Below are 25,391 nucleotides of genomic sequence, written 5' to 3' on the forward strand. Positions count from 1 at the left end.
GGCTTGCCGGTCTCGTCATGGACGAAATCGATGTGGCGCGACAGCCAGCGCAATTCGCCGGTGTCGGGCCGCCGGATGCGGTATTCCGCGGCAGGCACGGCGGTGCCATTTTCACGCGTTTCCGGGTTGGAGCGGACGTTCTTGTCGTCGGGAATGACGATGTTTTCCAGCACGCTGATGTGCACGCTGTCGCGCGGCGACAGTCCCCAGAGACCCCAGAAGCCTTCGGAGCCGACCACGGTTCCGCTGGCGATATCGAGTTCGAGTGCCGCAATGCCCGCTGCATTCTGCGACAGCTGCAAGCGGCGCTCGCTCTGCAGCAGGGCCTGTGCCACCTGCTTCTGGTCGTCGATATCAGTGTTGGTGCCGATCCAGCGCAGGATGGCGCCGTCGGCGTCGCGGATCGGGACCGCGCGCGCGCAATGAACCAGCGATAGATGCCATCATGCCGACGCAGCCGGAACTCCGTCTCGTAGAACGTGCTGGCGGCCAGCGCCTGTTGCCACTTTTCCGCGGCCGCGACGATGTCGTCGGGATGCACGATGTCGGCCCAGCCGTGACCATCAAGCTCGCCTGGCTTCGCGCCGGAATAATCGTAGACGCGCGGGTTGAACCAGTCGAGCAGCCCGTCCGGCGTCGCCGTCCAGACGTGGTTGGGCATCGCCTCGGCGAAAGTGCGGAACTGCGTCTCGCTCTGGCGCAGCGCCTGTTCGGCGATCAGCCGGTCGGTGACGTCGACGCCTTGGACGAAGATGCCGAACACCTCGCCGGCCGGATTGCGCACCGGCTGGTAGACGAGGTCGATGAAGCGGTCTTCGATCGCCGCCCCGGGCGTGCGCTGCAACTCGGCCTTCAGCGCGTAGCCGATGAAGGCTTCGCCGGAGGTGAAGACCTGATCAAGCAACTCGAAAAAGCCCTGCCCCTCTATCTCGGGCAAGGCCTGACGGATGGGCAGGCCGATGATGTCGCGGTGGCCGACGAGCTGCATGTAGGCGGCATTGGTCAGTTCGACGACATGCTGCGGGCCGGACAGCATGGCCATGAAGCCGGGCGCCTGTTCGAACATCTGGCGCTGGCGGTCGCGCTCGCTGGTGCGCCAGCGCTCGGCGGCAACCTTGGCGGTCGTCTCGATGACGATGGCGATGACGCCGGCCGGTTCGCCGCTCTCATCGAGCACCGGCGAATAGTCGAGATCGAGCCAGACCTGCTCGGGCTTGCCGGTCCGGTTCAGCGTCAGCACCTGCTCGCGATAGGCAAGCGTGCCGCCGCCCAGGCACACCTTCATGATGTTGTCGTTGAAGTCGGCCACTTCGGGCCAGCCTTCGCGCACTTTCGAGCCGAGCAATTGCGGATGGCGACCGCCGGCAAATTCCGAATAGCCGTCATTGTAGATCATGACGCCGTCGTGCCCCCACAGCATGACGATCGGCACCCTGGAGCGCAGGATCAGCGAGACGGCCGTCTTGAGGCTCTGCGGCCAGATCTCGATCGGTCCGATCGAGGTCGAGACCCAGTCGAACGCGGCGATCAGGCGACCGAGCTCTCCGCCGCCCGACAGAAAAGCAATATGAGGATTGCCTACGGTCATTGTGCGGGCTTGCGGCATGGCATCTCGTGGATCGATCGGCGCTTGGTCGAGAGTCGATTGGTGCAGGCTAACATGTCGGATTCTGTGGATCGTGCGCGATTGTGCGGACCGCCGGACGTCGCGGCGCGGCCATGGCTGTGCGCCATGACAGCTCGCCGTGTTGGATGCTTTTGACGAGACGGTGAATAAGCATTGCTCCCCTGAACGCCTCAACCCGGGGAAAGCCATTCGGTTCCCGGCACCTGCCGATTTTCCTTCGGCAGGGTTGTCGGATTGAGGAGGGAAAGCCGGCTATTCGATCGAATTTCTTTGCAAGCCGTTAATTCGGCCATGCTGTTAATAAGCGTGTTCTAATGCATGTCCACCAAAACTGGGTAGCGGTTTTGGGATAACGACATGCGCGAAACTGATGGTTTGGCGCGGGGTACGCAATGACCAAGAATCTCGGCAATGCACGCTATGTGCCGCCCAAGGACACAAAGGCTTCCTTGTTCAGCAAGGTAGCGCCGGCGCTGTTTCCGCTCGTCGTGGCGGCGTTGGGATATATGATCGGCAGGCAGTTCTTCGGCATATAGGTTCCGAAGGCTCGACCGAAGGCATCAGGCACTGATTTCGGCTGCCGTCTCCTCGGCGCTGGCGTCGACGCGCTTGACGCGTTCGCTGGCCAGAAGCACGACCGGGCAGGCGACCGCGGCGAGCACGGCTGTCGCTGTGTCGCCGAAGAACAGCTCCTCGCCCGGCCTTTGGGTGACACCCATCACCACCATAGCCGCCCCTTTGGCCACTTCCCTGGCGATCGCCTTGTCCGGCGTGGCGCGGGTGCGGATCGCGGTATCGATGGCAACGCCGTAACGGTCGGCGAGATCGGCGACATCTTTGAGCACCGCTTCCTCCCGGCGGTGCGAAACCGAGCCCGGTCGACTGCCCTTCGCCTGCGAGACATAGAGCACCTTGACGCGGGCCTGGTGCGGCCGCGCCAGCGCCAGTGCGAAATCGGCGGCGCGGCGCGCGACCTCGGTGCCGTTGACAGGGACCAGTATCGTCGTTCCGGCACGCAGCACCGGCACCTTTCCATTGGCCTTGTGGCCGTTCAGCACCAGGCAGAGCGGGCCGTCGAAACCGCTGCTGATGTCCTTCAGCACGCCGCTGAACGTGCCTTTGTCGGTCAGCGTGTTCTCCAATCCGACCAGCAGAAGCCCATAGCCCTTGCGGGCTTCCGCGGCGATTGTCTCGGCGCTGGCCTCAAGCTCGGTGCGGGCTGTGAGATGGACCTTGTCGACAAGCGTGTCCTCAGCCTTGCTGACGGCCTTTGCACTCCTAGCGGCACCTTTCTTGACCTCCCTGGACGCTCGCTCCGGACCTTTGTCGCCGACCTGCCCGGCGAGCTTGCCGTCCTGGAGATGAAGCAGCGTGGTCGGCATGCCGCTGCCGCCGCCGACCAGGCCGGCCAGATAGGCGGTGAATTTGCCGACCGGGCTGTCGTCGACCAGCAGCAGCAGGCGCTCCAGCCTGGAGACGAAGCCACGCTCGTCGAGCAGTTCGCGGTCGACGCGCTGCTTCTCGGCATTTCCAACCGGCAGGCGGCCGAGCGCCCAGCGCAGCATGGGCGGCATGGCAAGCGTGGTGATGACGGCCATGGTGACGATCATCGTGAACAGATTGTGGGACAGGATGTTCATCGACAGGCCGATGCTGGCGACGATGACCTCGGTCGAGCCGCGGGCGTTCATGGCGCTGCCGACGGCGGTGGCCTCCTTCAGCGACATGCCGGCCAGCCGCCCGCCGAGGAAGGCGCCGCCGAACTTGCCGACGCTTGCTATTACCACCAGCGCCAGTGTCAGCAACGCCAATGTCGGGTTGGCAAGCACGGTGAGGTCGGCGGACAGGCCGGCCATGCCGAAGAAGACCGGCATGAACAGCGCGGTTATGACGCCGCGCAACTGGCTCTCGATGTGGTCGGACAGGATCGGCGATTCCCCGACCAGTATGCCGGCGACGAAGGCGCCGAGCACAGTGTGGACGCCGATCAGGTTGGTGATCAGGGCCATCACGCCCATGATAATAAGGATCACGGTGATGACGGCATATTCACTGCGGAAAGTGTCGTTGCTCCAGCGGATCAGGGTGAAGACAAGACGGCGGCCGATGGTGAAGGAAAACACCATGAACAACGCCACCTCGGCCACGGTGGTGATGAGCGGCAGTACCTGGAGGCTGCCATTGGTGGCGATGCCGAAGGTGACGGCGATGATCAGCCAGCCGATCGTGTCCTCGATGATGGCCGAGGAGATGATGACCTGGCCGAGATTGCGGCGCATGAAGTTCATCTCGCGCACCACCATGGCGACGATCTTGACCGAGGAGATCGACAGCGCCGTGCCGAGGAACAGCCCGGCGACGACGCGCTGCGTCGGGTCGGGCAGCAGGGAGTCCGGCAGGAACTGCGCCAGCGCGAAGCCGCACATGAAAGGCACGACGACGCCGGTGATCGAGATCGAGAAACAGGCCGCCCCCACACGGCGCACCAGGCGCAAATCCGTCTCCATACCGGTCAACAGCAGGAGCAGCAGTATGCCGAGCTGCGAGATGGCATAGATCATGCTTTTCTGTGCGGGGTCGCTGGAGAAGATCAGGTGCTGGGCGTCGGGCCATACCCAGCCGAAAAGCGAGGGACCGAGCAGGATGCCGCCGATCAGCTGGCCCATGATCGCCGGCTGGCCATAACGCTGGAAGATTTCGCCGAGGCCGCGCCCAACCAGCAGGAGAAGCACGATCTCGGCGACGAACAGGCCCTCGGCCGAGCCACCCATGCCCGAGGCATGTCCGGACGCCTGGGCGGCGAAGGCGCGGCTTGCCGGTACCAGGGCAAGAATTGCCAGCGTGAGAACGACCGTGAGGCGGCCTGACGTCGGTGCCGGTTGCCGATTCATGGGTTCCCTCAAACGTCGCGGCGGACTGAACATGACAACGCGCGGCCGCCCTTTGCGTTGCAGCCGCATCTCGCCAGGGGTCGACGTCAAACGTCGATGTCAGACATGGACGTCGCCGAAGGAGAGTTCGCCGTCGCCGCCGGACGCGAAAAGGACGATGGCGAACAGCCAGGCATAGAATGCAGCCACGCAGACCACGATCGCCACGCCGGGAATGGGGCCAAGGGCGGCACTGTCGACGGCATAGCGGAGCGAGCCGACGAACCCGGTCTCGACACCTCCGACCTGAAGGCTGGGGGTCGTTATCTTGAGCACCCAGGCCAGCAGCAGGATCATGAAGAGATAGATGTAATTACGCCGCAGGCGGCGCGCCAACGCGGCCCGGTGCGACAGCAGGAACTTTGGCGCGCGCAGGCCCTCGCCGACAATGAGCAACCAATCCGAGGCGAAATCGGGCTGCGGGGAGAAGATTTGCGCGAAATAGTGGCGCTCGAACTGGCGCACGCGCGCCCGGTAAAAATCGAAGAACCGGTAGCGGCGTGCCTCGATCCACAGAAGCAGCAGGATCAAGAGCATGGCAAATAGCAGCACGCCGTGATGTGCGCTGGCCGTCGACAGCGACACCGAAAGCATCGCCGCCACCACGGTGATCGCCCAGTTCGTCGTCCTGTCGAGCCGATCGCGCCAACCCGCCATGCGCGCGATCTCGGCGCGGTGGAAATGCGACAGCGTGTTCACGCGCTCAGTCGATGAAAGGGCGGGACTTACGGGTTTTGCCGACGCATCGTTCATGACGTCCTCCGGCAAGGATTATAACGGTTTGCCGGCAACATCGTTCCCTGTCGCAGCTGCCGCGAACAAGAAGATGGCGCGGCGATTCGCCGATTTGGCGCTTCGGGGGAGCAATCCTGTCCCGGCGCCAGCACCGCGGCCGCAATTGCGGGCCGGCGGATGCTCCTCCGATGCCCAGATTTATCCGCGCCTTCACGGTCACCGGCGCGCCGATCGCAAGGGATGCGCTGGCGCTGCAGGCCGGCATCGATCTCGCTATCGGTCAAGGCAGCCGGCTCGGCTTCACCTATGACGGCCAGTTCGCCTCAGGCGCCATGGAAAACGCTTTCAAGGCGAGTTTCTCGACGCGGTTCTGAAGGCGGCAAGACATTGCCTCGGGTGGCGAGAGGCGTCGTTTGCTTGGCGGGAAACCCGACAATTCGCGTCGGAGGGCAGTTCAGCAAGATTCCCATCGGATTCTATTCCAGTGGAATTTTCCACTGCCGAAGTCAAAGCGAGGATTTTACTCTCTCTACTTGCGCGCCGCCTCTGGTTGTTGGATAGTGACACCAACGAACTGGGGGGTTCGAGTGAAAATCAGGCGGATCGTCAGGAGCCTGCTGGCCCTGACAGCTGGGACCATCGTCGCTTGCCTAGCAATGGCGGCGCTGAATTTCACTGTCCATGCGCATTCAATCGGCCGGGCGGCACGCGCGCGCAGGACGTCTATTGCCCTTTCCAGGATCAGGGATGAGTTGTGCCACCGGCGCTGCGCCGATTGGGCACCAATGACGCGGCAAGCAGAAGCGGCACTGAGCAGCGTGCCGTGGTGAATAGGCAGGAGTGACACGCGGCGAAAGGCTATTGAGAGGAGGAGGAGGACATGGGCAGGAACATCGTTGTCTTTGCCGACGGTACCGGCAACAGCGCCGCCAAGGCGTTCAAGACCAATGTCTGGCGCCTCTACCAGGCGCTGGACCTGACCGGCGGCGACCAGGTCGCGGTGTTCAGCGACGGTGTCGGCACCTCGCAATTCAAGCCGTTCCAGATCATCGGCCTGGCGCTCGGCTTCGGCGTCAAGCGCCGTGTGCTGGCGCTCTACAAGTTCCTGTGCCTCAACTATGAGCCGGGCGACAAGATCTTCGCCTTCGGCTTCAGCCGCGGCGCGTTCACCATCCGCGTGCTGGTCGGCATGATCGCCAGGGAAGGGCTGGTCGATTTCAAGTCGGAAGAGGAACTCGACCGCAATGCGCTCGCCGCCTATCGGGCGTATCGGCCGAAGGCCTTCGGTTCAAAGCTGCCCTGGGTGGTGTTTGCCCGCTTCGTGCGCGACAGGGCGGTCGACCTGTGGAATGAAATCACCGGAAGCCGTGCCTACAGCCAGGTGAAGCCGCGTGTGCCCGACCCCCGCTCGGCCAAGGAGATCCGCGTCGCCTTCGTTGGCGTCTGGGACACCGTCTCCGCCTATGGCCTGCCGGTCGATGAATTGACCAAGGCGGTGAACAAATGGGTCTGGCCAATGACCTTCGAGAAGAGGGGCCTTCTCGATGCCGTTGATTGCGCCCGGCAGGCCTTCAGCATCGACGACGAGCGGCGCACATTCTTCCCGATCCCATGGAACGAGCCCGCTCCGACACTGGATGCGGCTGTCCTGGAGGGGGCCGACGTGGCCGATCCACGCCTGCTGCAAGTCTGGTTCGCCGGCTGCCATGCCAATGTCGGCGGCGGCTACCCCGACGACAGGCTTGCCCATATCCCCTTGTGTTGGATGATCGGCGAGGCCGCCGAGCAAGGGCTGCGATTCAAGAAGGATATGGTCGCCGACTACTGGGACTATGCGTCGGAAGCCGGGCGCATCTATGATTCCCGCTCCGGCGTCAGCGTCTTTTATCGCTACCATCCGCGTGACGCCAAGCAGTTGATGGGCCCAGGCGTGACACCGCTGGTCGACGCCAGCGTCATCATGCGCATGGCGAAGGGAAACGACGATTACGCGCCGATAGCGCTGCCGGAGCATATCGAGGTGCTGTCGCCGCTGGGTGCCCGGGTGCCGTTCACGGGCCTGCCTGACGAAGACTGGGTGACGATCCGCAAGGCCGCCGTCACCGATAAATTGCCGCTTCCGGCCGGGCGCAAACGCAATTTGGCCAGCATGGACAAGAAATTCCGTGAAACGCTGGCCATGCTTCAGGACAATAGTGCCGGCAGCCGCACGCAGCATGCCGCCGACCGCCTGGAACTCATGCGGCTGATGCGGGACACGGTGTGGTGGCGCCGGGGACTCTACTATGCCCTGTTGTCGATCGCCGTGCTGTTCCTGGCGTTTCCGCTGCTGGCCGGCTATGTCACGCTCGACGTCACCGGACGGCTCGATCAGTCCGCGGCCGGCCTGGTCGGGCCTGTGATCGGACTGGTCAGCGGCTTCCTGCCCGGCATCGCGGCGCCATGGGTGGACGCCATGGCAAAGCATTCGATCCTGGCGGCAGGACTGGGCCTCGTGCTCGGTGTTCTCCTGTGGGTCAACGGGCTGTTGCGCACGCGCATCAACGACCGGGCGCGATCGGCCTGGAACGTCGCGATCGATCGCACTGCGGCCGTGCTGCAATTGAACCGGTCCGATGCGCACCGGCGCACCTCGCTGATCGGGACGATCGTGCTCGGCTTCGGCGCCCTGGCGCTGGGGCTGGCCAAAAATTACGCGGCCGGCTTGTTTGCCATCGGTTTCATCGGCTGTCTTGCCACCTCTGTCGTGCTCAGCCGGCGCGGGCCGCGCACAGACGCACTGCCGACGCCCATTTCGCTGCGTGTGGCACGGGCCATCCGTACCAACAGCTTCGCCAATTCGGTCTACGAACATTTGCGGGAATATGTGCTGCCGGCGGTGTTCCTGGCCCTGTCGGCGGGTCTGCTGCTGTTTGCGGCCAACAAGGCCACGTTCGAGGTTGCCGATTCGATGGGCGCCTTCTGTGCCGAGCCGGCCTCCGCGAACCCGACCGGCGCCGAGAGGCTGACGGGAGCGCCTTACGTCCTCAACACCGCCGATATGTGCGGCGATACTGGCAACTGGCTGCAGGAAGGCGTTCGCTATGAGGTCGAAATCTCCATCACCGATGCGTGGAAGGACGGGGCCTTGTGCGCCGATACGCGTGGCGTCCAGGAGAGCAGTGTGGCGCACTATCTTGCGACGCTGATGAAGCGCTGGTGGGCGGAACCTTATTTCAAGCCCATCGCGCGTGTCGGCCGGTTCGGCAATGACGAATATGTCCTCAATGCCGTCGAGCCGGTGATTCCCGGCCAATGCGCGAACATAAAGCTCACCGCCGAGATCAAGCCCAAGGCATCCGGCGAGCTCTATATCTATGTCAACGATGCCGTGATCGGCCTGCCTGGCGTCTACGACTTCTTCTACCGTCACAACAACCATGGATCGGCTGAGGTGAGGGTCGGAAAGGTGAACGTCTTCCCTTGAGTCGGCTGGCCATCACTCCGGTCCGCCGGTCCAGTCGACCAGAAGGGCAGCGACGCCAAAGGCGCCGCCGATGGTGCACACGCAAGTCCATCCGCCCCAGGTCCAGGCAACACCGGCCAGCAATGAGCCGATGGCGCCGCCGATGAAGAAGATGCCGACGAACAGGCCGTTGAGGCGGCCGCGGGCCTGAGGTTGAAGCAAGTTGACAGCACGGCGGCCGAGCGTCTGGTCGCCGGTGACGCCGATGTCGAGCAGTACGGCACTGACGCCCATCAGCACCAGCGGTTGCCAAGTCGCTCCGGACAGGAAGGAACCAGCCCAGGCGGCGAGCGCCATCGCGCCGATCAGCCCGAGATGGCAGAAAATGGTGGCGGACCGCGTCCAGCCATGGTCGCCGGCGCGGCCGAACAGCGGCGTGACCATGGCACCCCCGGCGCCGACGAGTGCGAAGAGCGCGATGCCGCGCTGGCCAAGGCCGAAAGGCGGCCCAGCGAGGCGCAAGGCCACCGCCGTCCAGAACAGGCTGAACGCCGCCATCACCAGCGCCGCCGTCAGCGCACGGCACCGCAGCACCGGCTCGTCGCGCAGCAGACCGAACAGCGAGGCGATCAGCGCGCCATAGGACGATTTCGCCTCCGGGCGCCGCGGCGGCAAGGTGAAGGCGAGCACGCAGGCGAGCAGGACGAGGGCTGCCGCGCTGAGGCCATAGAAGGCGCGCCAGCCCCAGGCATCGGCGATGAGGCTGGCCAGCGGCCGCGCCAGCAGGATGCCGATCATCAGCCCGCTCATGACATCGCCAATGACGCGGCCGGCCTCGCCGGGCGGCGCCATCGAGGCGGCGATCGGCACCAGGATCTGGATCGCCGAACAGGCAGCGCCGAGCACGAACAGGACGATCAGCAGCGAGGCGATGCCGGGCGCCAAGGCGGCGACGCCAGCCGCAAGGGCTGCCGTCAGGAGCATGCGCAGGATCAGGTCGCGGTTCTCGGCAAGGTCGGCCATCGGCACCAGGAAGAACAGGCCGGCGGCGTAGCCGAGCAGCGTGGCCATGGCGACGAGGCCGACGCTCGCCGCACTGGCGCCGAGTGACGGGCCGATCAACCCGACCAGGGTCTGCGGCGCGAACAGATTGGTGACGATGATGCCGGTAGAGGCGGCAAAAAGCAGCGTCTGCGGGCCGGTAATGGTGCCGGCGGGCAGCCGCTCGCACAGCTGGCCGTCATTGGTGTCAGGCATGAGGTCCTCAATAGGTCGCATATCGTGTGAGGACTTTATGCCGAAGCCTTATCATGCTACAATTCAATCAATTCGATAATGATTATGCGAGATGCGCATGAATATCCATGACCTCGAAGCCTTCATCGCCGTGGTGGAAACCGGCTCGATCGTCGGTGCCTCGGCCAGGCTCAACCTCACCCAGCCGGGTGTCACGCGCCGCATCCAGAATCTGGAGGACGGGCTGGCGACAGCGCTGCTCGACCGTCAGTCGAAGCCGCTGAAGCCGACGGCTTCCGGGCGCGAGGCCTATGAACATGGAAGGCGGGTGCTGCGCTCGCTGGAGGATCTCAGGGCTGGCGTGTCGCCGCAAGCCGAAGTCAAGGGCGAGTTCCGCCTGGGCATCATGCCCTATCTCTCCGACGCGGCACTTGCGCTGCCGCTCGACAGCCTGCGCGCCGCCTTTCCGCAGCTGACGTTGCGGATCACCTCCGGCTGGTCGCCAAGGCTGGTGGAGCAGGTGGCGCACAGCGAACTCGACGCGGTGGCGGTGTGCCTCGCCGAAGGGCTGGCGCCGCCAGACGAACTGGCCTGCGACGATCTTGGCGCGCAATCGGTGCTGCTGGTCGCATCCCCCGGACTTGGCGTGCCGAAGAAAGCCGACCTTGCCTCACTGTCACGCTTTGCCTGGGTGATGAACGAAAACGGTTGCGGTTTTCGCGCCTTCATCCGCCAGAGCTTCGAGGCGGCAAGGCTGCCGTTCCAGGTCGGCGTGGAGGCGCTCAGCGTCGACCTCAGAATGTCGCTGGTGGCGCGCGGCCATGGCATCGGCATCGTCACGCCCGGCGCCTTCGCCGACAGCCGCTGGCGCGACAGGGTCGAGGTCATCGATTGCCCCGATTTCAAGCCGCAAGTGCGCGCCTGGCTGCTGCACCGCCCGCCGGCCGGAAGGCTCAGCCGCCCCATCGCGTTGTTCCGCGACGCGCTGATCGATGGGCTCAAGGTGCCGATGCCGCTGGTGTCTTGAGCCGGGGGGATTGTCCTGGAAAGGCCGGAATTGGCGCCTGGTTGGCGGCGCCACCGCTGACAGCATCATGTCAGCCACGGCTGGGGAAATGACCCGGAAATGATCGAGATACAAAGCTTTCCTTCAGTTTTGCATCAATAAGATAGCGTAATTTTTACGCAAAGCTTAGGAAAATTATCAAGTTATTCCAAAAATGGCGACGCGTACCACCCAATGATTCTTTATCCGATTCATTTAGCGTGGCGCTGAATCACTTCTTGACATCAGGTCAGGCTAACGAGCTATATTTGAATTTCGATCGCGGAGGGAATCTGTACATGGATTTCATCGAGAGGTGGTTTGGTATCTCACCTGACGGCGGCGACGGATCGACCGAGACCCTCTATCTACTTGCCGTTGTCGCAATATTGGCGCTCGTGTTCCACAAGCGCATCATACAGTTCGCGCGCGGCTTGTTCGCGCGCAAGTAGCCAGACAAACCAGAGTTCCAGACGGCACCAGTTGTCGATCAGTCCAGGCGCTGTTGCCGTGCGAATCCCGTTGTTAATCAGGTCCTTGCCCTGCGTTAGCTTCAGAGAGGGAGTCGATGCGTGGAATAGCGGCAATCCTGCGAGTACTGTTCTCCGCCTGGATTCCGGCGCTGATCGAGATGGCGCACCGCTTCTGCCGCCGGTGGCGGCTGGGGGGTGACCGCCGTGTCGACCAGAAGGGGTCCCGGGCACATTGCGTGCCGATCGACCATCCTGCATTTTACCGGCCCGATCCGCTGATCTACGACCAGTATTACCTGATCGGCCTGGGTCTCGCGGTGACCTGGGACAATCCAGATATCGAGGTGCGCCAGGGCGGTGTTCCCGTGCCCGCCGGCAAGCTGCAGGCGGACACCGACTACGAGGTGCGCGTCCGCGTCTGGAACGCCTCGATGGACGCCGTCGTCGTCAAGATGCCGGTTCACCTGTCCTATCTGTCGTTTGGCATCGGAACCGTATCGCATCCGATAGACACCAGGCCGGTCTCGGTCGGGGTGATCGGATCCGCCAGCCAGCCCGGGTTCGTCTCCTTCGACTGGCATACGCCGCGGCAAGCCGGTCACTATTGCCTGCAGGCTCTGCTCGACCCGGCCGACGACGCCAACTACGCCAACAATCTCGGACAGAAGAACACCGATGTCGGGCTGGCGCAGTCGCCGGCGACATTTCAATTCGAGCTGCGCAATGCGACACGCCGGCCGCACCGGTATCGGTTCACCGTCGATGCCTACACCATCCCGCCGCTCAGCCCCTGCCGCGACGAGCGGCAACCGAACGAAGAGACGGCCAAGGCGGAGCAAGAGCGCCTGCTCGCGGCACATTTGCCGTCGGCGCATCTGCTGCCGCCCGGCTGGACGATCGAGATTTCGCCCGACCAGCCGTCGCTGGCGCCGGGCGAACAGGTGACGATCACGGTGACCGCCACCCCACCGGCCGGCTGGACGGGCCGGCAAGCTCTCAATGTGAATGCGTTTGACGAGGGTGACCATGCCAGCGGCGGCGTCACCTTGACCGTCCTCAGCAGCGTGGAGCCGTGATGGCCACCGACGACAAATCCTGGACCAAATGCACGACCGCGGACAAGGTGATCTCGGTCAACCAGTACATCAGCGCGGCGATTACCAGTGGCATATTCGCGGCCGTGATGGTCGTGGTGGTGGTCGCGATGGGCGAGCCATGGTGCCTGCCGATCGCACTGGTGGTGACCGCAATCGTCTGGATTCTCGCCTATTGCGACTGGTGGCTCAACAACCGGCTGGTCTGCCTCGGTGACCAGAGCCCGGTGAGCATCGTCGGCATGGTCATCAGCATCGAGCCGCCCTCGGAGAAGACCTGGCCCGGAAGCCTGGACTCCGACTACAGCCTTAACCTTTTGCTGCCGAACAACCCGGTGGGCGTCAGCCAGGCCGTTGCCGACGCCAGCGTTCCGTTCGGCTATCTGATGGCGGAAAACGCCATCACCTCCTCGCACGGTCTGCTGTTCACCGGAAATCCGGCGGAGGACAAGGCGACCGGCGTGAAGTCCGAGGCACTGCATGTGGAGTTCGAGGGGGCGTCGATCCACGACCTGCAGACCGTCAACATCCTTGCCCTGATCGCGGCCATGACGGCGCTGGCCGTATGCATGTCGGGCGTCGGCGTGGTCGTCGCCTATATCCTGGCGCTTCTCGCCTTGCTTGCCGCCCTGCTCGGTGCGGCTTTCAGCAGTTCCGACACGGCCAGTCCGAGCGATGCCGGCCTGCCCAGCATCGAGACCAACAAAGGCGATGGAACCGGAGCGATGATCCTGGGCGTGACCGGCCGCTGGGTCTATTACGCCGGCCACATCCACGACAGCTTTCATGAGGGCCACAACGAACTGCATCCGGTCCAGCAGGCGCAGATTGTGGGAAAGCCGTGGGATGGCGACTGGCCCGCCGATATCGACGAGATCATTCGCATCTACCAGGATGGCTACAAGCAATCCCAGGATCCGCTCACCAAGCAACAACAGGCGCGGCCCGGCTCCAAGTGGTCGATCCATCCCTACGTCGACGGCTGCAACGACCGGCCAGATCACCCTCCGCACTAATTTGGATAAGGGCCGCCTCGATGGCGATTGCGGGCCCGCCGATTGGGCGATGCAGGCGCCCAAGGTGTTCAGTCCGGCCGCGCCCCAGCCCCTCGCGAAACGCCTCCAGCTCGGCATCCGCAATGCCAGCGACTTCGGCGTCGGCGGGATAGCTGCCGTTCGCAACCTCCTTGCGGAAGCCTGACAGCGCCTCCACGCGGGCGTCGCGGATCCCTGCTGGTGCAGGGCGAGCAGCCGCTGGCCGAGGTGGCGGAAGCCTGCGGCTTCTGCGACGTCTATCATTTCGGCCGCGAGTTCAAACGCTCGGTCGGCATCTCGCCCGCCGCCTGGCGGCGCAGCGAACTGAGTGCCGCGCCGGGGCGGTAGGAGAGGCATAGAGGGCGGTTGGCTTGCGTTGACCGGCCACACTTTGCCACGTTGGCGGAAACGCCCGTCGTCATCCACGGGCGGAGCAAGGAGCGTAGCGACGCAGCGCAGACCCCTGGAGCTGCTCCGCAGCCCAAGGGATCCATGCCGGGACTCGGATGCGCTGCCACGGTGCAGAATTCTGCTCCGCTGCACACTTCGATAGACGTCACGGAATGGATCCTAGGGTCTCCGCGACGGAGCTTCGCTCCTGCTTCGCTCTAGGATGACGACGCTGGGAAGGGCGGCCAATTCTAGGACTGTGCACCGAGTCTTTTCAAACGCTTGGGCGCGCCAGCTGAGATTCTGAGTCGGCGCTCGAGAAGCTCTGGCTCTTGAGAATCCCTCGGCCTTCAGCAACATGACGAACATGAACAAGCCTATTTCCACCGCACCACCGCGCAAGGTGCCGATGGCGCTGACCGAGGCGCTGGTGGCGCGAACCATGCGGGTGGTGGAGGATGCCGGACCGACGCCGGGCATGGTCTATATGATCGACGCCGACTATGCGCGGTTTCGCGACGAGATCCTGGCCGGCGCGCCGCCCGGGCCGCTAAAACTGTTCGCCTATGGCTCGCTGTTGTGGAAGCCGGCTGGCGAGGTGAGGGGCGGCGAAAGGGCGGTGGCGCGGGGCTGGCACCGCTCGTTCTGCTTCACGGTGCAGCGCTTTCGCGGCACGCTTGAGCAGCCCGGCTTGATGATGGCGCTCGATCGCGGCGGCCAGTGCCAGGGCATGGTGTTCGAGATCGCCGAGCCGGTTGCCGAAAATCTCGAAGCACTGCTGCGCCGCGAGATGACCATCCTGCCCGCCGTCAACGTGCCGCGCTGGCTGCAGGTCAGCACCGAAGGCGGGGCGAGCCGGGCGCTCGGCTTCGTCGTCGATCCGGCCAATCCGCGCTATGCCGGCAAGCTCGACAAGCCTGCGGTGGCGGCGACGCTGGCCAGGGCCGTCGGCCATTGGGGCTCGGGCGCGCAATATCTGTTCGAGACGATCCGCCATCTCGACGCCTGCGGCATACGCGACCGCAATCTGTGGCAGTTGCAGGAACTGGTGGCGCAGGAGATCGTGCGCACCCCTGCGGCCGTCTAGCCGTTCGCAGGCCTTCCGGGGACCGTGCGACCCAGGAAATCTCGAAAGCTTTCCGGCGCCTTACCCGTAAGCGCGGTGAAATCGCTTGAAGTTGAGGCATAGCGGCCCTCGGCGATCGAGGAGCACAGAGTGGCGAAAGCCTTTGGCCAGGGCTCGTCCAGACGTGCGGACGCAGGGGCGTCGCCGAGGCAGCAGGGACGATAGCGCAGAGGCCGTGTCGTTACCTCGCCATAACAGGCGGCGATCTCGTCGAAGCCGAGCGCCCGGTCTCCAGTGATCGTATAGAGGGTGTTGGATGTGTCGGCTCTTGCCGCCGCCGCGGCGATGGCCGCTGCCACGTCATCGCGCAACCAGTCCCTGTCCGGCAGGCAGCACCAGTTCCCCCGAGGCAGGCGTCAGCCAGGTGTTGAGGATGAAGTCGCTGTAGAGGCCGCAGCGCAGGACGGTCGAGGGCACGCCGCAGGTGGCCAGCCGGCGCTCGGCGTCGCGGTAGGCCGGCGCGTAGTAGAGGGGCGATGCCTCGCCGATATCGACGATGCTGGTGAAGGTGATGTGGCGGACACCGGCGGCCGTTGCTGCATTGATGGCGTTGGCGTGATGGCGCATGACCGTATCCGCATGGCCGTCGCTTGAAATCAGCACCAGTTCGTCGATGCCGGTGAAGGCTGTTTTCAGCGCGGCGGCGTCCTCGTAATCACCGACGCGCAGCGCTGTTGCCAGGGGCAGGCGCCCTTGCGCGGCTTTGGGGTCGCGGACCAGTGCGGCCACCTCGTGGCCTGATGACACCAGCCTTGAGACGACGGCGTTCCCGACATGGCCGGTGGCTCCGGTGACGAGGATCATGTCCGCCGTTCCAATCTTCTGTCCCTCCAAATCCCCACTTGACGGACATATATCCCTGTGGTTATACGTCAACCAATAGCCAAGGGGTTATCGATCTGACATGCCTGATACCCATGACATGCTCTTCAGGACGCTCGCCGACCCGACCAGGCGGGCGATCTTCGAACGGCTGTGCCGCCAGGGCGAGCAGACGGTGGGGGCGCTGACGAGCCAGTCCGGCGTCTCGCAGCCGGCGGTGTCGAAGCATCTCGGCTTGCTGAAGCAGGCCGGGCTGGTGCGCGACCGCCATGAGGGCCGCCAGACGCATTACAGCGCGCAGCTAGGCGCGCTGGCGCCGCTGATGGACTGGACACGAAACATGGCCGGGTTCTGGGAGGCCCGGTTCGACGATCTCGAGGATTTGCTCAAAAGGATGGACCAGTGAACGATAGTGCCCAGGAGACCCGCACTGTCGTCGTCGAGCGGCAGATTTCCCATCCGCCGGAAAAACTCTGGCGCGCGCTGACGCAACCGCATCTGATCGAGGAGTGGCTGATGAAGAATGATTTCAAGCCTGACGTCGGCCACCGCTTCAACATCAGCGCCGATTGGGGCGGCGTGCTCGACTGCGAGGTGCTTGCCGTCGAGCCGAACAAGACACTGTCCTACACCTGGAACCTCGCGCACCCGGATCCGGCCTTCAATCTGCAAAGCGTGGTGACCTTCACGCTCACCCCGACCTCAACCGGGACGCATCTGCGCATGGAACAATCCGGCTTCCGGCCCGAGCAGAGGCGCGCCTATGGCGGCGCCAAGATGGGTTGGCCGCAGTTCTTCGAGAAGCTGGAGCAGCTTCTCGACCGGACGGACTAGAGCAGTTCCCCGTTTCCGGGAAACGGCGAACCACTCTATCTCTTTGGTTTGACGCAATTCCGGACGGAAAACCGTTTCACACTTTTCCTGGAATTGCTCCCGGCCGCCGGCCGATCTGAAAAACCACACCTGACTTCACCGGGCGGCCTGCCGCCAGCAAAACCTATGGAGGAAGACGATGAAGATCAAACTGACCAGCATCTATGTCGACGACCAGGAAAAGGCGCTTGCCTTCTACACCGGCGTGCTCGGCCTGACCAAGAAGGCCGATTTCAGCAACGGGCCGTTCCGCTGGCTGACGGTCGCCTCGCCGGACGAGCCCGAGGGCACCGAACTGCAACTGGCGCTCAACGACAATCCGGCGGCCAAGGCCTATCAGCAGGCGATGTTCGAGCAGGGCCAGCCGGCGGTGATGTTCTTCACCGACGATATCAAAGGCGACCATGAGCGCATCATGGCGAATGGCGGCACGTTCAGCATGGCGCCCACCGAGGTGACCGGCTCGACCATCGCCAAGCTGAACGATGGCTGCGGCAATCTCATCCAGATCACCCAGCTGGCGCGCTGGTAGTACGCGCCCTGTTTCACGCGTTTTCACGGGAGGTAATTTTGGACTGGAGCAAATGGATCAGGCAAACGCATCGCTGGCTGTCGATCATCTTCACGGCGACCGTCGTCGCCAACTTCGTCACCATGGCGTTTGGACAGCCGCCCGCCTGGGTGGTTTATTCGCCACTGCCGCCACTCTTCCTTTTGCTGTTCAGCGGCCTCTATATGTTCGTGCTGCCCTATGTCGGGAAAGGACGCAGCGTGCAGCGCGTCAACGGATAGGAGGAAAGGATATGGCCAGGTCGACGGCCGCCAAGGCTGAGCCAAAACTGCTTTCCGGCGGCAACCCGCAGATCGCCAAGGGCCATGGCGACGCTCCCGTGCAGGCCTATATCGCGGCCATGCCGGGCTGGAAGCGCGAGATGGGCGGGCGGCTCGACGCTCTCATCGAGCGCGCCGTGCCCGGGGTGCACAAGGCGGTCAAATGGAACTCGCCGCTCTATGGTGTCGAAGGCGAGGGCTGGTTCCTTGGCCTCCATTGCTTCACCAAATACATCAAGGTGGCTTTCTTTCGCGGCACGTCGCTGCAGCCGGTGCCACCGGGTGAATCCCGGAGCCAGGACACGCGCTACCTCAACATCCATGAGGACGGCGCGTTCGACGAGGCGCAATTCAGCGCCTGGGTGAAGCAGGCCAGCCAATTGCCTGGCGAGCGCATGTGAGCGCTCTATTGTTATTTTTTGAGGAGGAAACAGCATGACCGGATCACAGGAGAGCAAATCTCCCTCGGAGCTGATCGACGGCAGGATCAAGGAACTCGGCGACTGGCGCGGCGAGATGCTAGGCAGCTTGCGTGCGCTCATTCATCAAGCCGATCCCGACGTGGTCGAGACGTGGAAATGGCGCGGCGTGCCGGTGTGGGAGCATGACGGCATGATCTGCACCGGCGAGACCTACAAGAGCGTCGTCAAGCTGACCTTCGCCAAGGGCGCGGCGCTGCCCGATCCCTCGCGCCTGTTCAACTCCAGCCTCGAAGGGAATACACGGCGGGCTATTGATTTTCAGAAGGGTGAGGAGGTCAATGAGGAGGCGCTGAAGGCGCTGGTGCGGGCTGCGGTGGCTTTGAATACATCTAAGTCCCGCAAGTAATTCTGCTGCGTCATAGCCATTGCCCATAACGGTCAACGTGGGCGCTGCCCCTCACTGTCCTGCCGGACATCTCTCCCCGTAAACGGGGCGAGAGGGGCTGGCGGCGCCGTCGGCGCATTGTTTGCAACGCTGGTGATTGGCGAAAGCGGCGACAACAGCGTCCCTCGCCCCGTTTACGGGGAGAGGATGCCGGCAGGCAGGTGAGGGGCAGCGCTGACGGCAGATGGTTGCCAGTGATTTCGACACTGCAAGGCAGCGGTCAAGGATGGCGCGCAGGCACCGCCAGCCTCGCCGCAAAGAGCGCGTGTTTACGATCTGGGAAGCTTGATGGTGCTAGATATCGCCGGATGATGGCCGGCCGGGTTGGCCGGCTCCGGATGGATTCGCCATGAACAGCCCGATGCGCATGCCGTGGGTGGACACGGCCAAAGGCCTCTCGATCATTCTCGTGGTCATGATGTACTCGGCCTACAACACGGGCGAGTACACGGGCGGCGTCGGTTTCCTGCATTATGTCATCGGCTTCGCGACGCCGTTCCGCATGCCGGAATTCTTCCTGATCTCCGGTCTGTTCCTGTCGCAGGTGATCGACCGGCTGTGGCGGCGCTATATAGACCGGCGCGTCGTCCACTATCTCTATTTCTACGTGCTGTGGGCGATCATCTCGATCGGGCTGAAGATCGGCATCTTCAGCCGGGATCCCGGCGGCATGCTGCACGACCTCGCAATGGCTGTTATCCAGCCCTATGGCGTGTTGTGGTTCATCTACATGCTGGCGGTGTTCGGCCTTGTTGCCAAGCTTCTGCGGCAGTTCCGCGTGCCGGCCTGGATCGTCATCCCGTGTGCTGCCGCCCTGCAGATGTGGGCGCCGCATCCCGACAGCTATGCGCTTGAACAATTCGCGGCCTATTTCGTGTTCTTCTACCTCGGCTTCGTGCTGGCGCCGCTCGTGTTCCGGCTCGTCGAATGGACGCAACCCCGCCCGATGCTGGCCGTCGCCGGCCTGGCGTTGTGGGCTGTCGTCAACGGCCTGCTCGTCTATTCACCGGGCTATGCCATGCAGCCGGTCGGCATGCAGATGGGCCTGGCGGCATGGCCGCCGCTGCATCTGACTTTGGCCGTCGCCGGCGCCGTGGCGCTCTGCGTGCTTGGCGGCCTCCTCTGCACATTCGCCGCGATGGAATGGCTGCGCTGGCTCGGCGAACATTCGCTGGTCGTCTATGTCGCCTTCACCATCCCGATGTCGCTGTTCCGCGGCGCCGCACTCGCAAGCGGCCTCCTGACCGACACCGGCATGCTCAGCCTGGCGGTGCTGCTGGTCTCGACCATCAGCCCGGTGGTGCTCTACCTCATCATCCAACGCGTGGGCTTCGGCATGTTCCTGTTCGAGCGGCCGGCCTGGGCGCATATCGACAACAGCGTGCCGCAAGCGGCACCGAAAACGGTGTTGCCCGCTGCCGCCGCCCAATCAAGCCGGACATAGCCGAGCCTGAGCAATTCCAGGAAAAGTGTGAAGCGGTTTTCCCGGGAAAAGCGCATAGCGCTTTCCCTTGGGAATTGCGTCATAACAAGAGTCTCAGCCGTCCCGCAGCCACACCAGCATCTCGCCGGGTTCGCGATTGTCCCAGGCGTAATAGGGGATGGCGGTCAGGCGCGTCTCGACGCTGGCCGGCGGTTCGGATCGATAGAGCCCGTCCTGCCACCCATCCCCGGCATCGGCCCGCGCCGTGGCTGAAAGCGTCACCACGCCGCCCAGCAGTGCAGGCGCTTCATGCGCCTCTATGCCTGCCGTGCGCGGCAGTGTCAGGCGATGCAGCCGGCTTTCATTATCCGTCGCCTCGACGCAGTAGATCAGCGGCCCGCGCGACAGCGCGACGCGGCCGGCATCCTGCCGAACCTCGGGATTGGCGTAGAGCCGCTCGATCGGCATTTCGAGATCGAGCCGGACGCGGTCACCCTTTTTCCAGCTGCGCCGGATCGCGGCATAGCCGTCGCTGGTGACATCGACCAGCTTGACCGCCTCGCCATTGACCTCGAGGCTCGCCCTGGAACTCCAGGCCGGTATGCGCAGGTGAAGCGTGAACTCGACCGGCGCCTGCGGCTCGATCGTGATGTCGACGGCGCCGTCCCAGGGATAGTGGCTCGCTTGGGAAAGGCTGACGGCAATGCCGCCAATGTCGAAGCGGGCGGTCGAGTCGCCGTAGAGATGCACGGCCAGCGCATCGTCGGCCAGGCTGTAGAAATAGCTGCCGATGGAGGCCACCATGCGCCCGACATTGGGCGGGCAGCAGGGGCAGCGGTGCCATTTCCATCTGTTGTGCCGGCCCCGGCTTTCCAGTGGGTTCTCATAGAAGAACAGCGAGCCGTCGAGCGACAGGCCGGAGATCGAGCCATTGTAGAGCGCCCGCTCCATCATGTCGGCATAGCGGGCGTTCGGCCCCATGCCGAGCATGCGGCTGGCCCAGAACACCAGGCCGACCGCCGCGCAAGTCTCGGCATAGGCGCTCTCATTGGGCAGGTCGTAATCGCTGGTAAAGCCTTCATTGTGCGCCGACGGGCCGAGCCCGCCGGTGATGTAGAGGTTTTTGGTGGTGAGATCGTCCCACAGCCGGTCAAGCGCCACGCGCAGCGTGTCGTCACCATATTCGGTGGCGATGTCGGCCATGCCCGAATAGAGGTACATGGCCCGCACTGCATGGCCGACGACCTTGTCCTGCTCGCGCACCGGCCGGTGCGACTGATTGTATTCGTAGGTCTTGAAATGATAGGCCTTGGGGTCGGCGCCACGGGCGCGCGCCTCCTCGTCGAAATAATGCGGTTGTTGGCCGCGCTGGTCGATGAAGTATTTCGCCAGCTCCATGTATTTCGTCTCGCCCGTCACCCGCGCCAGCTTGACCAGCGCCAGCTCGACCTCCTCATGGCCGCAATAGCCCTTCTTCTTGCCGGGCTCTGGCCCCAGCACCGAAGCGATGTGGTCGGCATAGCGGCACATAATGTCGAGCAGCTTGCGCTTGCCCGTCGCCTGGTAGTAGGCGACGGCGCCCTCGATCAGGTGGCCAGCGCAATAGAGCTCGTGGCAGTCGCGCAGGTTTGTCCAGCGCTTGCCGGGCTGGATGCGCTGGTACCAGCTGGAGAGGTAGCCGTCCTCCTGCTGCAGTCTGCCGTACATGTCGATGACGGCATCGATCTTCTTTTCAAGCTCGGGGTTCTTGCGCCGGTAGAGCGAATAGGCCGCGGTCTCGATCGTCTTGCCGAGATCGGAATCCCAGAACATCTGTGTGGTCACCGTCGAGCCGGTGAATTCGGCGCCCTGACGATCGGCTTCATCGGGCGAGGGCGAGTGGAAGGGAATAACAATTCCGGGCGAGGGGCGGTCCGGGTCGATCTGCTCCAGCATACGCGCCTCGACACAGCGGTCGTAGAGGATGTCGGCGGTGCGCGTCGCAACCGCGTCGGCGCGGTCGCCCCAGAAGCCGTGCACGTCGACCTGCGGCACCGGCAGCGGGCGGAAGGCGAGTTTCGGCTTCCCCTTTGTGGCGGGGCGGGGGGATGGCGATGCGGTCATGAACTCACTCCATTATTCTATCGATCAGTTGACGGCCTCGGCCGTCAGGCGATTACTTGACGGCCCCGGCCATCAGGCCGCGGATGTAGAAGCGCTGCAGGGCAAGGAACAGGATCAGGCACGGCACCATCATCACGGTGACGCCCGCCTGCACGGCGCCCCAGTCGATGGCGCCGAAGCGGCCCGACTGCAGCGCGGTCATCATCACCGGCAGCGTGAATTTGGACTGGTCGGTCATCAGCACCAGGGCGGCAAGGAACTCGTTCCAGGCGCCGAGGAAGGCGAACAGCGCGATGGTGACGACGCCCGGCCAAACCAGCGGCAGCATCACCTTGACCAGCATGGTGGCGTTGCCGGCGCCGTCCATGCGGGCGGCCTCCTCGATCTCGCGCGGCACCGCGTCGAAGGCGTTGCGCATCATGAAGATCGAGAACGGCAATTGCAGCGTCACATAGACGCCGACCAGGCCGGTCAGCGTGTTGTGCAGGCCAAGCTTGGTCAGTACCAGGAAGATCGGCGTCAGGATCGACTGGAACGGGATCATGATCGTCGACAGGATGAGGACGAAGAACAGGTCCTTGAACGGAAACCGAAAGCGCGAAAAACCATAGCCGGCGAGCACGCTGACGATGACCGACAGAATGACGGTCATCACCGAGACATAGATGCTGTTCTGCGCCGAGGCCCACAGCCCGTCGCCGAAGGAGTTGAGCGTCGCGTAGTTTTCGAGCGAGAAGCCCGTGGTCGGCCATGGCGGCAGCGGCGGCAGGCGCGCTTCGGCTGCCGGCTTGAAGGCCGACAGCGCCGTCCACACGATCGGCGCCACGAACAGCACCGAGGCGATGATGCCGGTGGCGTGCCTGGCGAAGCGCGCGGCGAGCTTGCCCCTGGCTGATATCGCTTGCGCCATCAGTCGAGCCCCTCGGGCTTGCGCAGCAGCCATAGTTGGATGAGGCTGAGCGCCACCAGGATCACCAGCAGCACCATCGAGAGTGCGGCGCCGTAGCCGAGCTTGAACGAGACGAAGGACTGGTTGAAGATCCAGTAGACCGCCGTCAGCGTCTGGTTGCGCGGGCCGCCGCGCAGGATGATGTAGAACTGGTCGAAGGCGAGGATGGAGCCCGCGACCGACAGGATCAGCGCCAGCGCCAGCGTGCGGCGCATCAGCGGCAAGGTGATCGCCCGGAACCGCGCGAACGGCCCGGCGCCGTCGATGACGGCGGCCTCCTGCAGGTCCTGCGGGATCGATTGCAGGCCGGTCATCAGGATGATCATGGTGAAGCCGGCGACCTTCCACACGACCATGGCGATGATCGACCAGAAGGCCGGCTGGAAGGTGGCCAAGAGGTTGAACTTCTTGTCGATCAGGCCGAGGTCGTAGGCGGCCGGGCTGAACAGGCCGGAATCGACATTGAGCAGCCATGACCAGAGCAGGCTCGCCGAGGCGAAGCCGACCACCGCCGGCATGAAGAAGAAGGTGCGGTAGAGGTTGGTCAGCGGTCGCGGTTTTTCGATGAAGATCGCCAGGGGAAAGGCGACGGCGAAGATCGCGATGGTGACGATCACGGTGTAGTAGCCGGTGAATTTGAGCGCGTTCCAGAACCTGGTGTCGCGCAGGATGGCGACATAATTGTCGAGGCCGATGAAGGAATGTTCGCCCATCAGCGGCCAGTTGTGCAGCGACATCCACGCCGTCATGCCGAGCGGGATCACGAAAAACACCATGACCAGCGCCACCGCTGGCGCGACATAGAGCAAGCCGATCCATTGCCGGCGGCCGGCGCCGACGAGCTTTCGGGCGCGGGGCGGGGCGGTGGTTGTGGCTGTGATAGTGGTCATGGCTTGCCCGTTCTTGCGTCGGATCCAGTTGGCCGCCCTACCTCCCCCTTGTGGGGAGGTCGGACCGCAGGTCCGGGTGGGGGGCTGACGCAGACCCCCACCCCGCTGCTTCGCAGCGACCCTCCCCACAAGGGGGAGGGTAAGGCGCGCCGGCCACCCGCCCAGGGAGACAGGCGGGCGGCCGGCAGGCGGCCGCTACTTCTGCGGCGCCTGGTCGATGATCGACTGCATGGTCTGCTGCGCGTTGGCTATGGCACCGTCAACATCGTCGCCGAAGAAGACTTCGTTGACCATCTGCGTCCATGGGCCGTTGGCCGAGTTGATCAGGTCGTTGAACACCACCGAATAGGGCGTCTTGCCCTTGGCCATGGCCTCGGCGGCGATCTGGTAGCGCGGATCGAGATCCTTGAGCGCATCCTTGGCGATGTCGCCGCGCACCGGCAGGCTGCCATATTTGGCGAGGATGGTCTGGCCTTCGAGCGAATAGGCGAAGTCCAGGAACTCCTTCACCACGGCGAGCTTCTTGGTGCCCTTGGTGACGACGAAATTGTCGCCGCCGGCAAAGGACGACCAGTTGCCATCCTTGCCCGGTAGGAAGGTGACGCCGTAGTCGACATTGGGATACTGGGTGTTGAGCGCGCCGATGGCGAAGGCGCCCGACGGCGAGATACCGATATTGCCGGCGGCAAACGCCGCGAAGAAATTGGCGCCAGTGTCGGTCTGCGCGCCCGCCGGCACCAGGTCCTTCTTGACCATCGAGCGGTAGAGATCGATGGCGCCGCGCAATTGCGGGCTGTCCAGCGTCGCCTTCGAACCGTCTTCGCTCAGGATATCGCCGCCCGAGGCCCAGATCAGCGGCGTGAAGGTGAAGATGTTGCAGCCGCCGCAATTGCCGGAGAAATAAAAGCCCTTGATGTTGCCGCCAAGCGCGTTGACTTTTTCGGCGTCGGCGGCGATTTCGGCCCAGTTGGTGGGGCCTTTTTCAGGGTCGAGGCCGGCCTGCTTGAACAGCTTCTTGTTCCAGATCAGCACCGAGGCATCGGCCGAGAAGGGCAGGCCGTAAATGTGGTCCTTGTAGGTGCCGGTCTTGACATGCGCCGGCGACAGGCTGGCGAAATAGGGCAGGGACTTGGCCCAGTCGGTGATGTCCTCCAGTTGGCCGGCCGCGGCGAAGGACGGCGTGTAGATGAGGTCGAGCGACAGCGCGTCGGGCGCCGTGCCGCCGGCTGCGGCCGCGCCATATTTCGGGATGATCTCGGCATTCGGGATGATGTCGAGCTTGACCTGGTCCTTGTGCGCCTTGTTGTAGGCGTCGACGATCCTCGGCATGAAATTCGAGCCGTCGGCGCGCACCCAGATGTTGGCGGTGTCGGCGGCGGCAGTGCCGAGACCGCTGCCCAGCACGGCAGCGGCCAGGGTCAGTTTGGCAATCAGGTTCCTCATCTTCTCCTCCTCCAGGGTTGGCCGCTGTCCGCGGCTTGGCGCCGATCACGCGGCG

At 64.0% G+C, this 25,391-nt stretch carries 26 protein-coding genes and 2 pseudogenes; 17 read left to right on the plus strand and 11 right to left on the minus strand.

Annotated features, from left to right (window positions below):
* Positions 1-5 precede the first annotated feature (5 nt).
* Positions 6-335 (minus strand): annotated as a pseudogene (locus tag DBIPINDM_RS43675) (histidine kinase); the annotation flags it as partial.
* 128 nt (positions 336-463) lie between these two features.
* Positions 464-1,816, minus strand: a pseudogene (locus DBIPINDM_RS28385) (PAS domain-containing protein); the annotation flags it as partial.
* Between the two features lie 203 nt (positions 1,817-2,019).
* Here DBIPINDM_RS28385 and DBIPINDM_RS28390 point away from each other — a divergent pair.
* Positions 2,020-2,163 (plus strand): hypothetical protein, encoded by a 144-nt coding sequence (locus DBIPINDM_RS28390; protein ID WP_258582296.1) that lies wholly within the window; start codon positions 2,020-2,022, stop codon positions 2,161-2,163.
* A gap of 24 nt (positions 2,164-2,187) precedes the next feature.
* Here DBIPINDM_RS28390 and DBIPINDM_RS28395 read toward each other — a convergent pair whose 3' ends face one another.
* A complete protein-coding gene (locus DBIPINDM_RS28395; protein ID WP_416361796.1) occupies positions 2,188-4,398 on the minus strand; it encodes a cation:proton antiporter in 2,211 nt (736 codons plus the stop codon).
* A gap of 219 nt (positions 4,399-4,617) precedes the next feature.
* Positions 4,618-5,310, minus strand: coding sequence for a DUF2270 domain-containing protein (locus tag DBIPINDM_RS28400; protein WP_258582298.1), 693 nt, complete (start codon positions 5,308-5,310; stop codon positions 4,618-4,620).
* A gap of 170 nt (positions 5,311-5,480) precedes the next feature.
* Between DBIPINDM_RS28400 and DBIPINDM_RS28405 the strand changes: the two genes are divergently transcribed.
* Together DBIPINDM_RS28405 and DBIPINDM_RS28410 are read left to right on the plus strand one after the other, a co-directional pair.
* Entirely contained in the window at positions 5,481-5,666 is a 186-nt protein-coding gene (locus DBIPINDM_RS28405) for a hypothetical protein (RefSeq protein WP_258582299.1), read from the plus strand.
* A gap of 506 nt (positions 5,667-6,172) precedes the next feature.
* Positions 6,173-8,758, plus strand: a complete 2,586-nt coding sequence (locus DBIPINDM_RS28410) for a DUF2235 domain-containing protein (protein ID WP_258582300.1) — start codon at positions 6,173-6,175, stop codon at positions 8,756-8,758.
* A gap of 12 nt (positions 8,759-8,770) precedes the next feature.
* Here the strand turns inward: DBIPINDM_RS28410 and DBIPINDM_RS28415 are convergent, their stop codons facing one another.
* Positions 8,771-9,994 (minus strand): MFS transporter, encoded by a 1,224-nt coding sequence (locus DBIPINDM_RS28415; RefSeq protein WP_258582301.1) that lies wholly within the window; start codon positions 9,992-9,994, stop codon positions 8,771-8,773.
* A gap of 97 nt (positions 9,995-10,091) precedes the next feature.
* Here DBIPINDM_RS28415 and DBIPINDM_RS28420 point away from each other — a divergent pair, with 97 nt between their 5' ends.
* The 7 genes from DBIPINDM_RS28420 to DBIPINDM_RS28450 all read left to right on the plus strand — a co-directional run bounded on the left by DBIPINDM_RS28420 (position 10,092) and on the right by DBIPINDM_RS28450 (position 15,096).
* Positions 10,092-11,000, plus strand: coding sequence for a LysR family transcriptional regulator (locus DBIPINDM_RS28420; protein WP_258582302.1), 909 nt, complete (start codon positions 10,092-10,094; stop codon positions 10,998-11,000).
* Positions 11,001-11,317: 317 nt separating this feature from the next.
* Entirely contained in the window at positions 11,318-11,470 is a 153-nt protein-coding gene (locus DBIPINDM_RS28425; RefSeq protein WP_258582303.1) for a hypothetical protein, read from the plus strand.
* A 116-nt stretch (positions 11,471-11,586) separates the two neighbouring features.
* Positions 11,587-12,567 carry a hypothetical protein gene (locus tag DBIPINDM_RS28430; RefSeq protein ID WP_258582304.1) on the plus strand — a complete coding sequence of 327 codons (981 nt, stop codon included), beginning with the start codon at positions 11,587-11,589 and terminating at the stop codon, positions 12,565-12,567.
* A complete protein-coding gene (locus tag DBIPINDM_RS28435) occupies positions 12,567-13,601 on the plus strand; it encodes a hypothetical protein (RefSeq protein WP_258582305.1) in 1,035 nt (344 codons plus the stop codon). The genes DBIPINDM_RS28430 and DBIPINDM_RS28435 overlap by 1 nt, the downstream gene beginning before the upstream one ends.
* Positions 13,602-13,650: 49 nt before the next feature.
* Positions 13,651-13,785 (plus strand): hypothetical protein, encoded by a 135-nt coding sequence (locus tag DBIPINDM_RS28440; protein ID WP_258582306.1) that lies wholly within the window; start codon positions 13,651-13,653, stop codon positions 13,783-13,785.
* A gap of 35 nt (positions 13,786-13,820) precedes the next feature.
* A complete protein-coding gene (locus tag DBIPINDM_RS28445) occupies positions 13,821-13,967 on the plus strand; it encodes a helix-turn-helix domain-containing protein (RefSeq protein WP_258582307.1) in 147 nt (48 codons plus the stop codon).
* A 409-nt stretch (positions 13,968-14,376) separates the two neighbouring features.
* Positions 14,377-15,096, plus strand: a complete 720-nt coding sequence (locus DBIPINDM_RS28450; RefSeq protein ID WP_258582308.1) for a gamma-glutamylcyclotransferase — start codon at positions 14,377-14,379, stop codon at positions 15,094-15,096.
* Here the strand turns inward: DBIPINDM_RS28450 and DBIPINDM_RS28455 are convergent.
* Positions 15,093-15,446 carry a hypothetical protein gene (locus DBIPINDM_RS28455; protein ID WP_258582309.1) on the minus strand — a complete coding sequence of 118 codons (354 nt, stop codon included), beginning with the start codon at positions 15,444-15,446 and terminating at the stop codon, positions 15,093-15,095. The genes DBIPINDM_RS28450 and DBIPINDM_RS28455 overlap by 4 nt on opposite strands.
* A complete protein-coding gene (locus tag DBIPINDM_RS28460; RefSeq protein ID WP_258582310.1) occupies positions 15,436-15,939 on the minus strand; it encodes an NAD(P)H-binding protein in 504 nt (167 codons plus the stop codon). The genes DBIPINDM_RS28455 and DBIPINDM_RS28460 overlap by 11 nt, the downstream gene beginning before the upstream one ends.
* A gap of 100 nt (positions 15,940-16,039) precedes the next feature.
* Here DBIPINDM_RS28460 and DBIPINDM_RS28465 point away from each other — a divergent pair, with 100 nt between their 5' ends.
* The 7 genes from DBIPINDM_RS28465 to DBIPINDM_RS28495 all read left to right on the plus strand — a co-directional run bounded on the left by DBIPINDM_RS28465 (position 16,040) and on the right by DBIPINDM_RS28495 (position 19,972).
* Positions 16,040-16,363, plus strand: a complete 324-nt coding sequence (locus DBIPINDM_RS28465; RefSeq protein WP_258582311.1) for an ArsR/SmtB family transcription factor — start codon at positions 16,040-16,042, stop codon at positions 16,361-16,363.
* The gene (locus DBIPINDM_RS28470) at positions 16,360-16,791 is read left to right on the plus strand and encodes an SRPBCC family protein (RefSeq protein ID WP_258582312.1); all 432 of its coding nucleotides are present in this window, start codon (positions 16,360-16,362) and stop codon (positions 16,789-16,791) included. Before DBIPINDM_RS28465 ends, DBIPINDM_RS28470 begins: the two co-directional genes overlap by 4 nt.
* 178 nt (positions 16,792-16,969) lie before the next feature.
* Positions 16,970-17,362, plus strand: coding sequence for a VOC family protein (locus DBIPINDM_RS28475; RefSeq protein ID WP_258582313.1), 393 nt, complete (start codon positions 16,970-16,972; stop codon positions 17,360-17,362).
* Positions 17,363-17,400: 38 nt separating this feature from the next.
* Complete coding sequence (locus DBIPINDM_RS28480) at positions 17,401-17,622, plus strand: hypothetical protein (RefSeq protein WP_258582314.1); 222 nt, start codon at positions 17,401-17,403, stop codon at positions 17,620-17,622.
* Between the two features lie 11 nt (positions 17,623-17,633).
* Positions 17,634-18,062, plus strand: coding sequence for a DUF1801 domain-containing protein (locus tag DBIPINDM_RS28485; protein ID WP_258582315.1), 429 nt, complete (start codon positions 17,634-17,636; stop codon positions 18,060-18,062).
* Positions 18,063-18,096: 34 nt separating this feature from the next.
* Positions 18,097-18,489 (plus strand): DUF1801 domain-containing protein, encoded by a 393-nt coding sequence (locus tag DBIPINDM_RS28490; RefSeq protein WP_258582316.1) that lies wholly within the window; start codon positions 18,097-18,099, stop codon positions 18,487-18,489.
* Between the two features lie 388 nt (positions 18,490-18,877).
* Positions 18,878-19,972: an acyltransferase family protein gene (locus tag DBIPINDM_RS28495; RefSeq protein WP_258582317.1), complete on the plus strand. Its 1,095-nt coding sequence runs from the start codon at positions 18,878-18,880 to the stop codon at positions 19,970-19,972.
* A gap of 93 nt (positions 19,973-20,065) precedes the next feature.
* On the opposite strand, the gene DBIPINDM_RS28500 is transcribed toward DBIPINDM_RS28495, so the two are convergent.
* The 4 genes from DBIPINDM_RS28500 to DBIPINDM_RS28515 all read right to left on the minus strand — a co-directional run bounded on the left by DBIPINDM_RS28500 (position 20,066) and on the right by DBIPINDM_RS28515 (position 25,336).
* Complete coding sequence (locus tag DBIPINDM_RS28500; RefSeq protein ID WP_258582319.1) at positions 20,066-22,054, minus strand: glycoside hydrolase family 127 protein; 1,989 nt, start codon at positions 22,052-22,054, stop codon at positions 20,066-20,068.
* A gap of 52 nt (positions 22,055-22,106) precedes the next feature.
* Entirely contained in the window at positions 22,107-22,964 is an 858-nt protein-coding gene (locus tag DBIPINDM_RS28505) for a carbohydrate ABC transporter permease (protein WP_258582320.1), read from the minus strand.
* Positions 22,964-23,893, minus strand: a complete 930-nt coding sequence (locus tag DBIPINDM_RS28510; protein ID WP_258582321.1) for a carbohydrate ABC transporter permease — start codon at positions 23,891-23,893, stop codon at positions 22,964-22,966. The genes DBIPINDM_RS28505 and DBIPINDM_RS28510 overlap by 1 nt, the downstream gene beginning before the upstream one ends.
* A gap of 195 nt (positions 23,894-24,088) precedes the next feature.
* Positions 24,089-25,336, minus strand: coding sequence for an ABC transporter substrate-binding protein (locus DBIPINDM_RS28515; protein ID WP_258582322.1), 1,248 nt, complete (start codon positions 25,334-25,336; stop codon positions 24,089-24,091).
* Between the last annotated feature and the right edge of the window lie 55 nt (positions 25,337-25,391).

The organism is Mesorhizobium sp. AR02 (assembly GCF_024746835.1).
Taxonomy (GTDB): Bacteria; Pseudomonadota; Alphaproteobacteria; order Rhizobiales; family Rhizobiaceae; genus Mesorhizobium.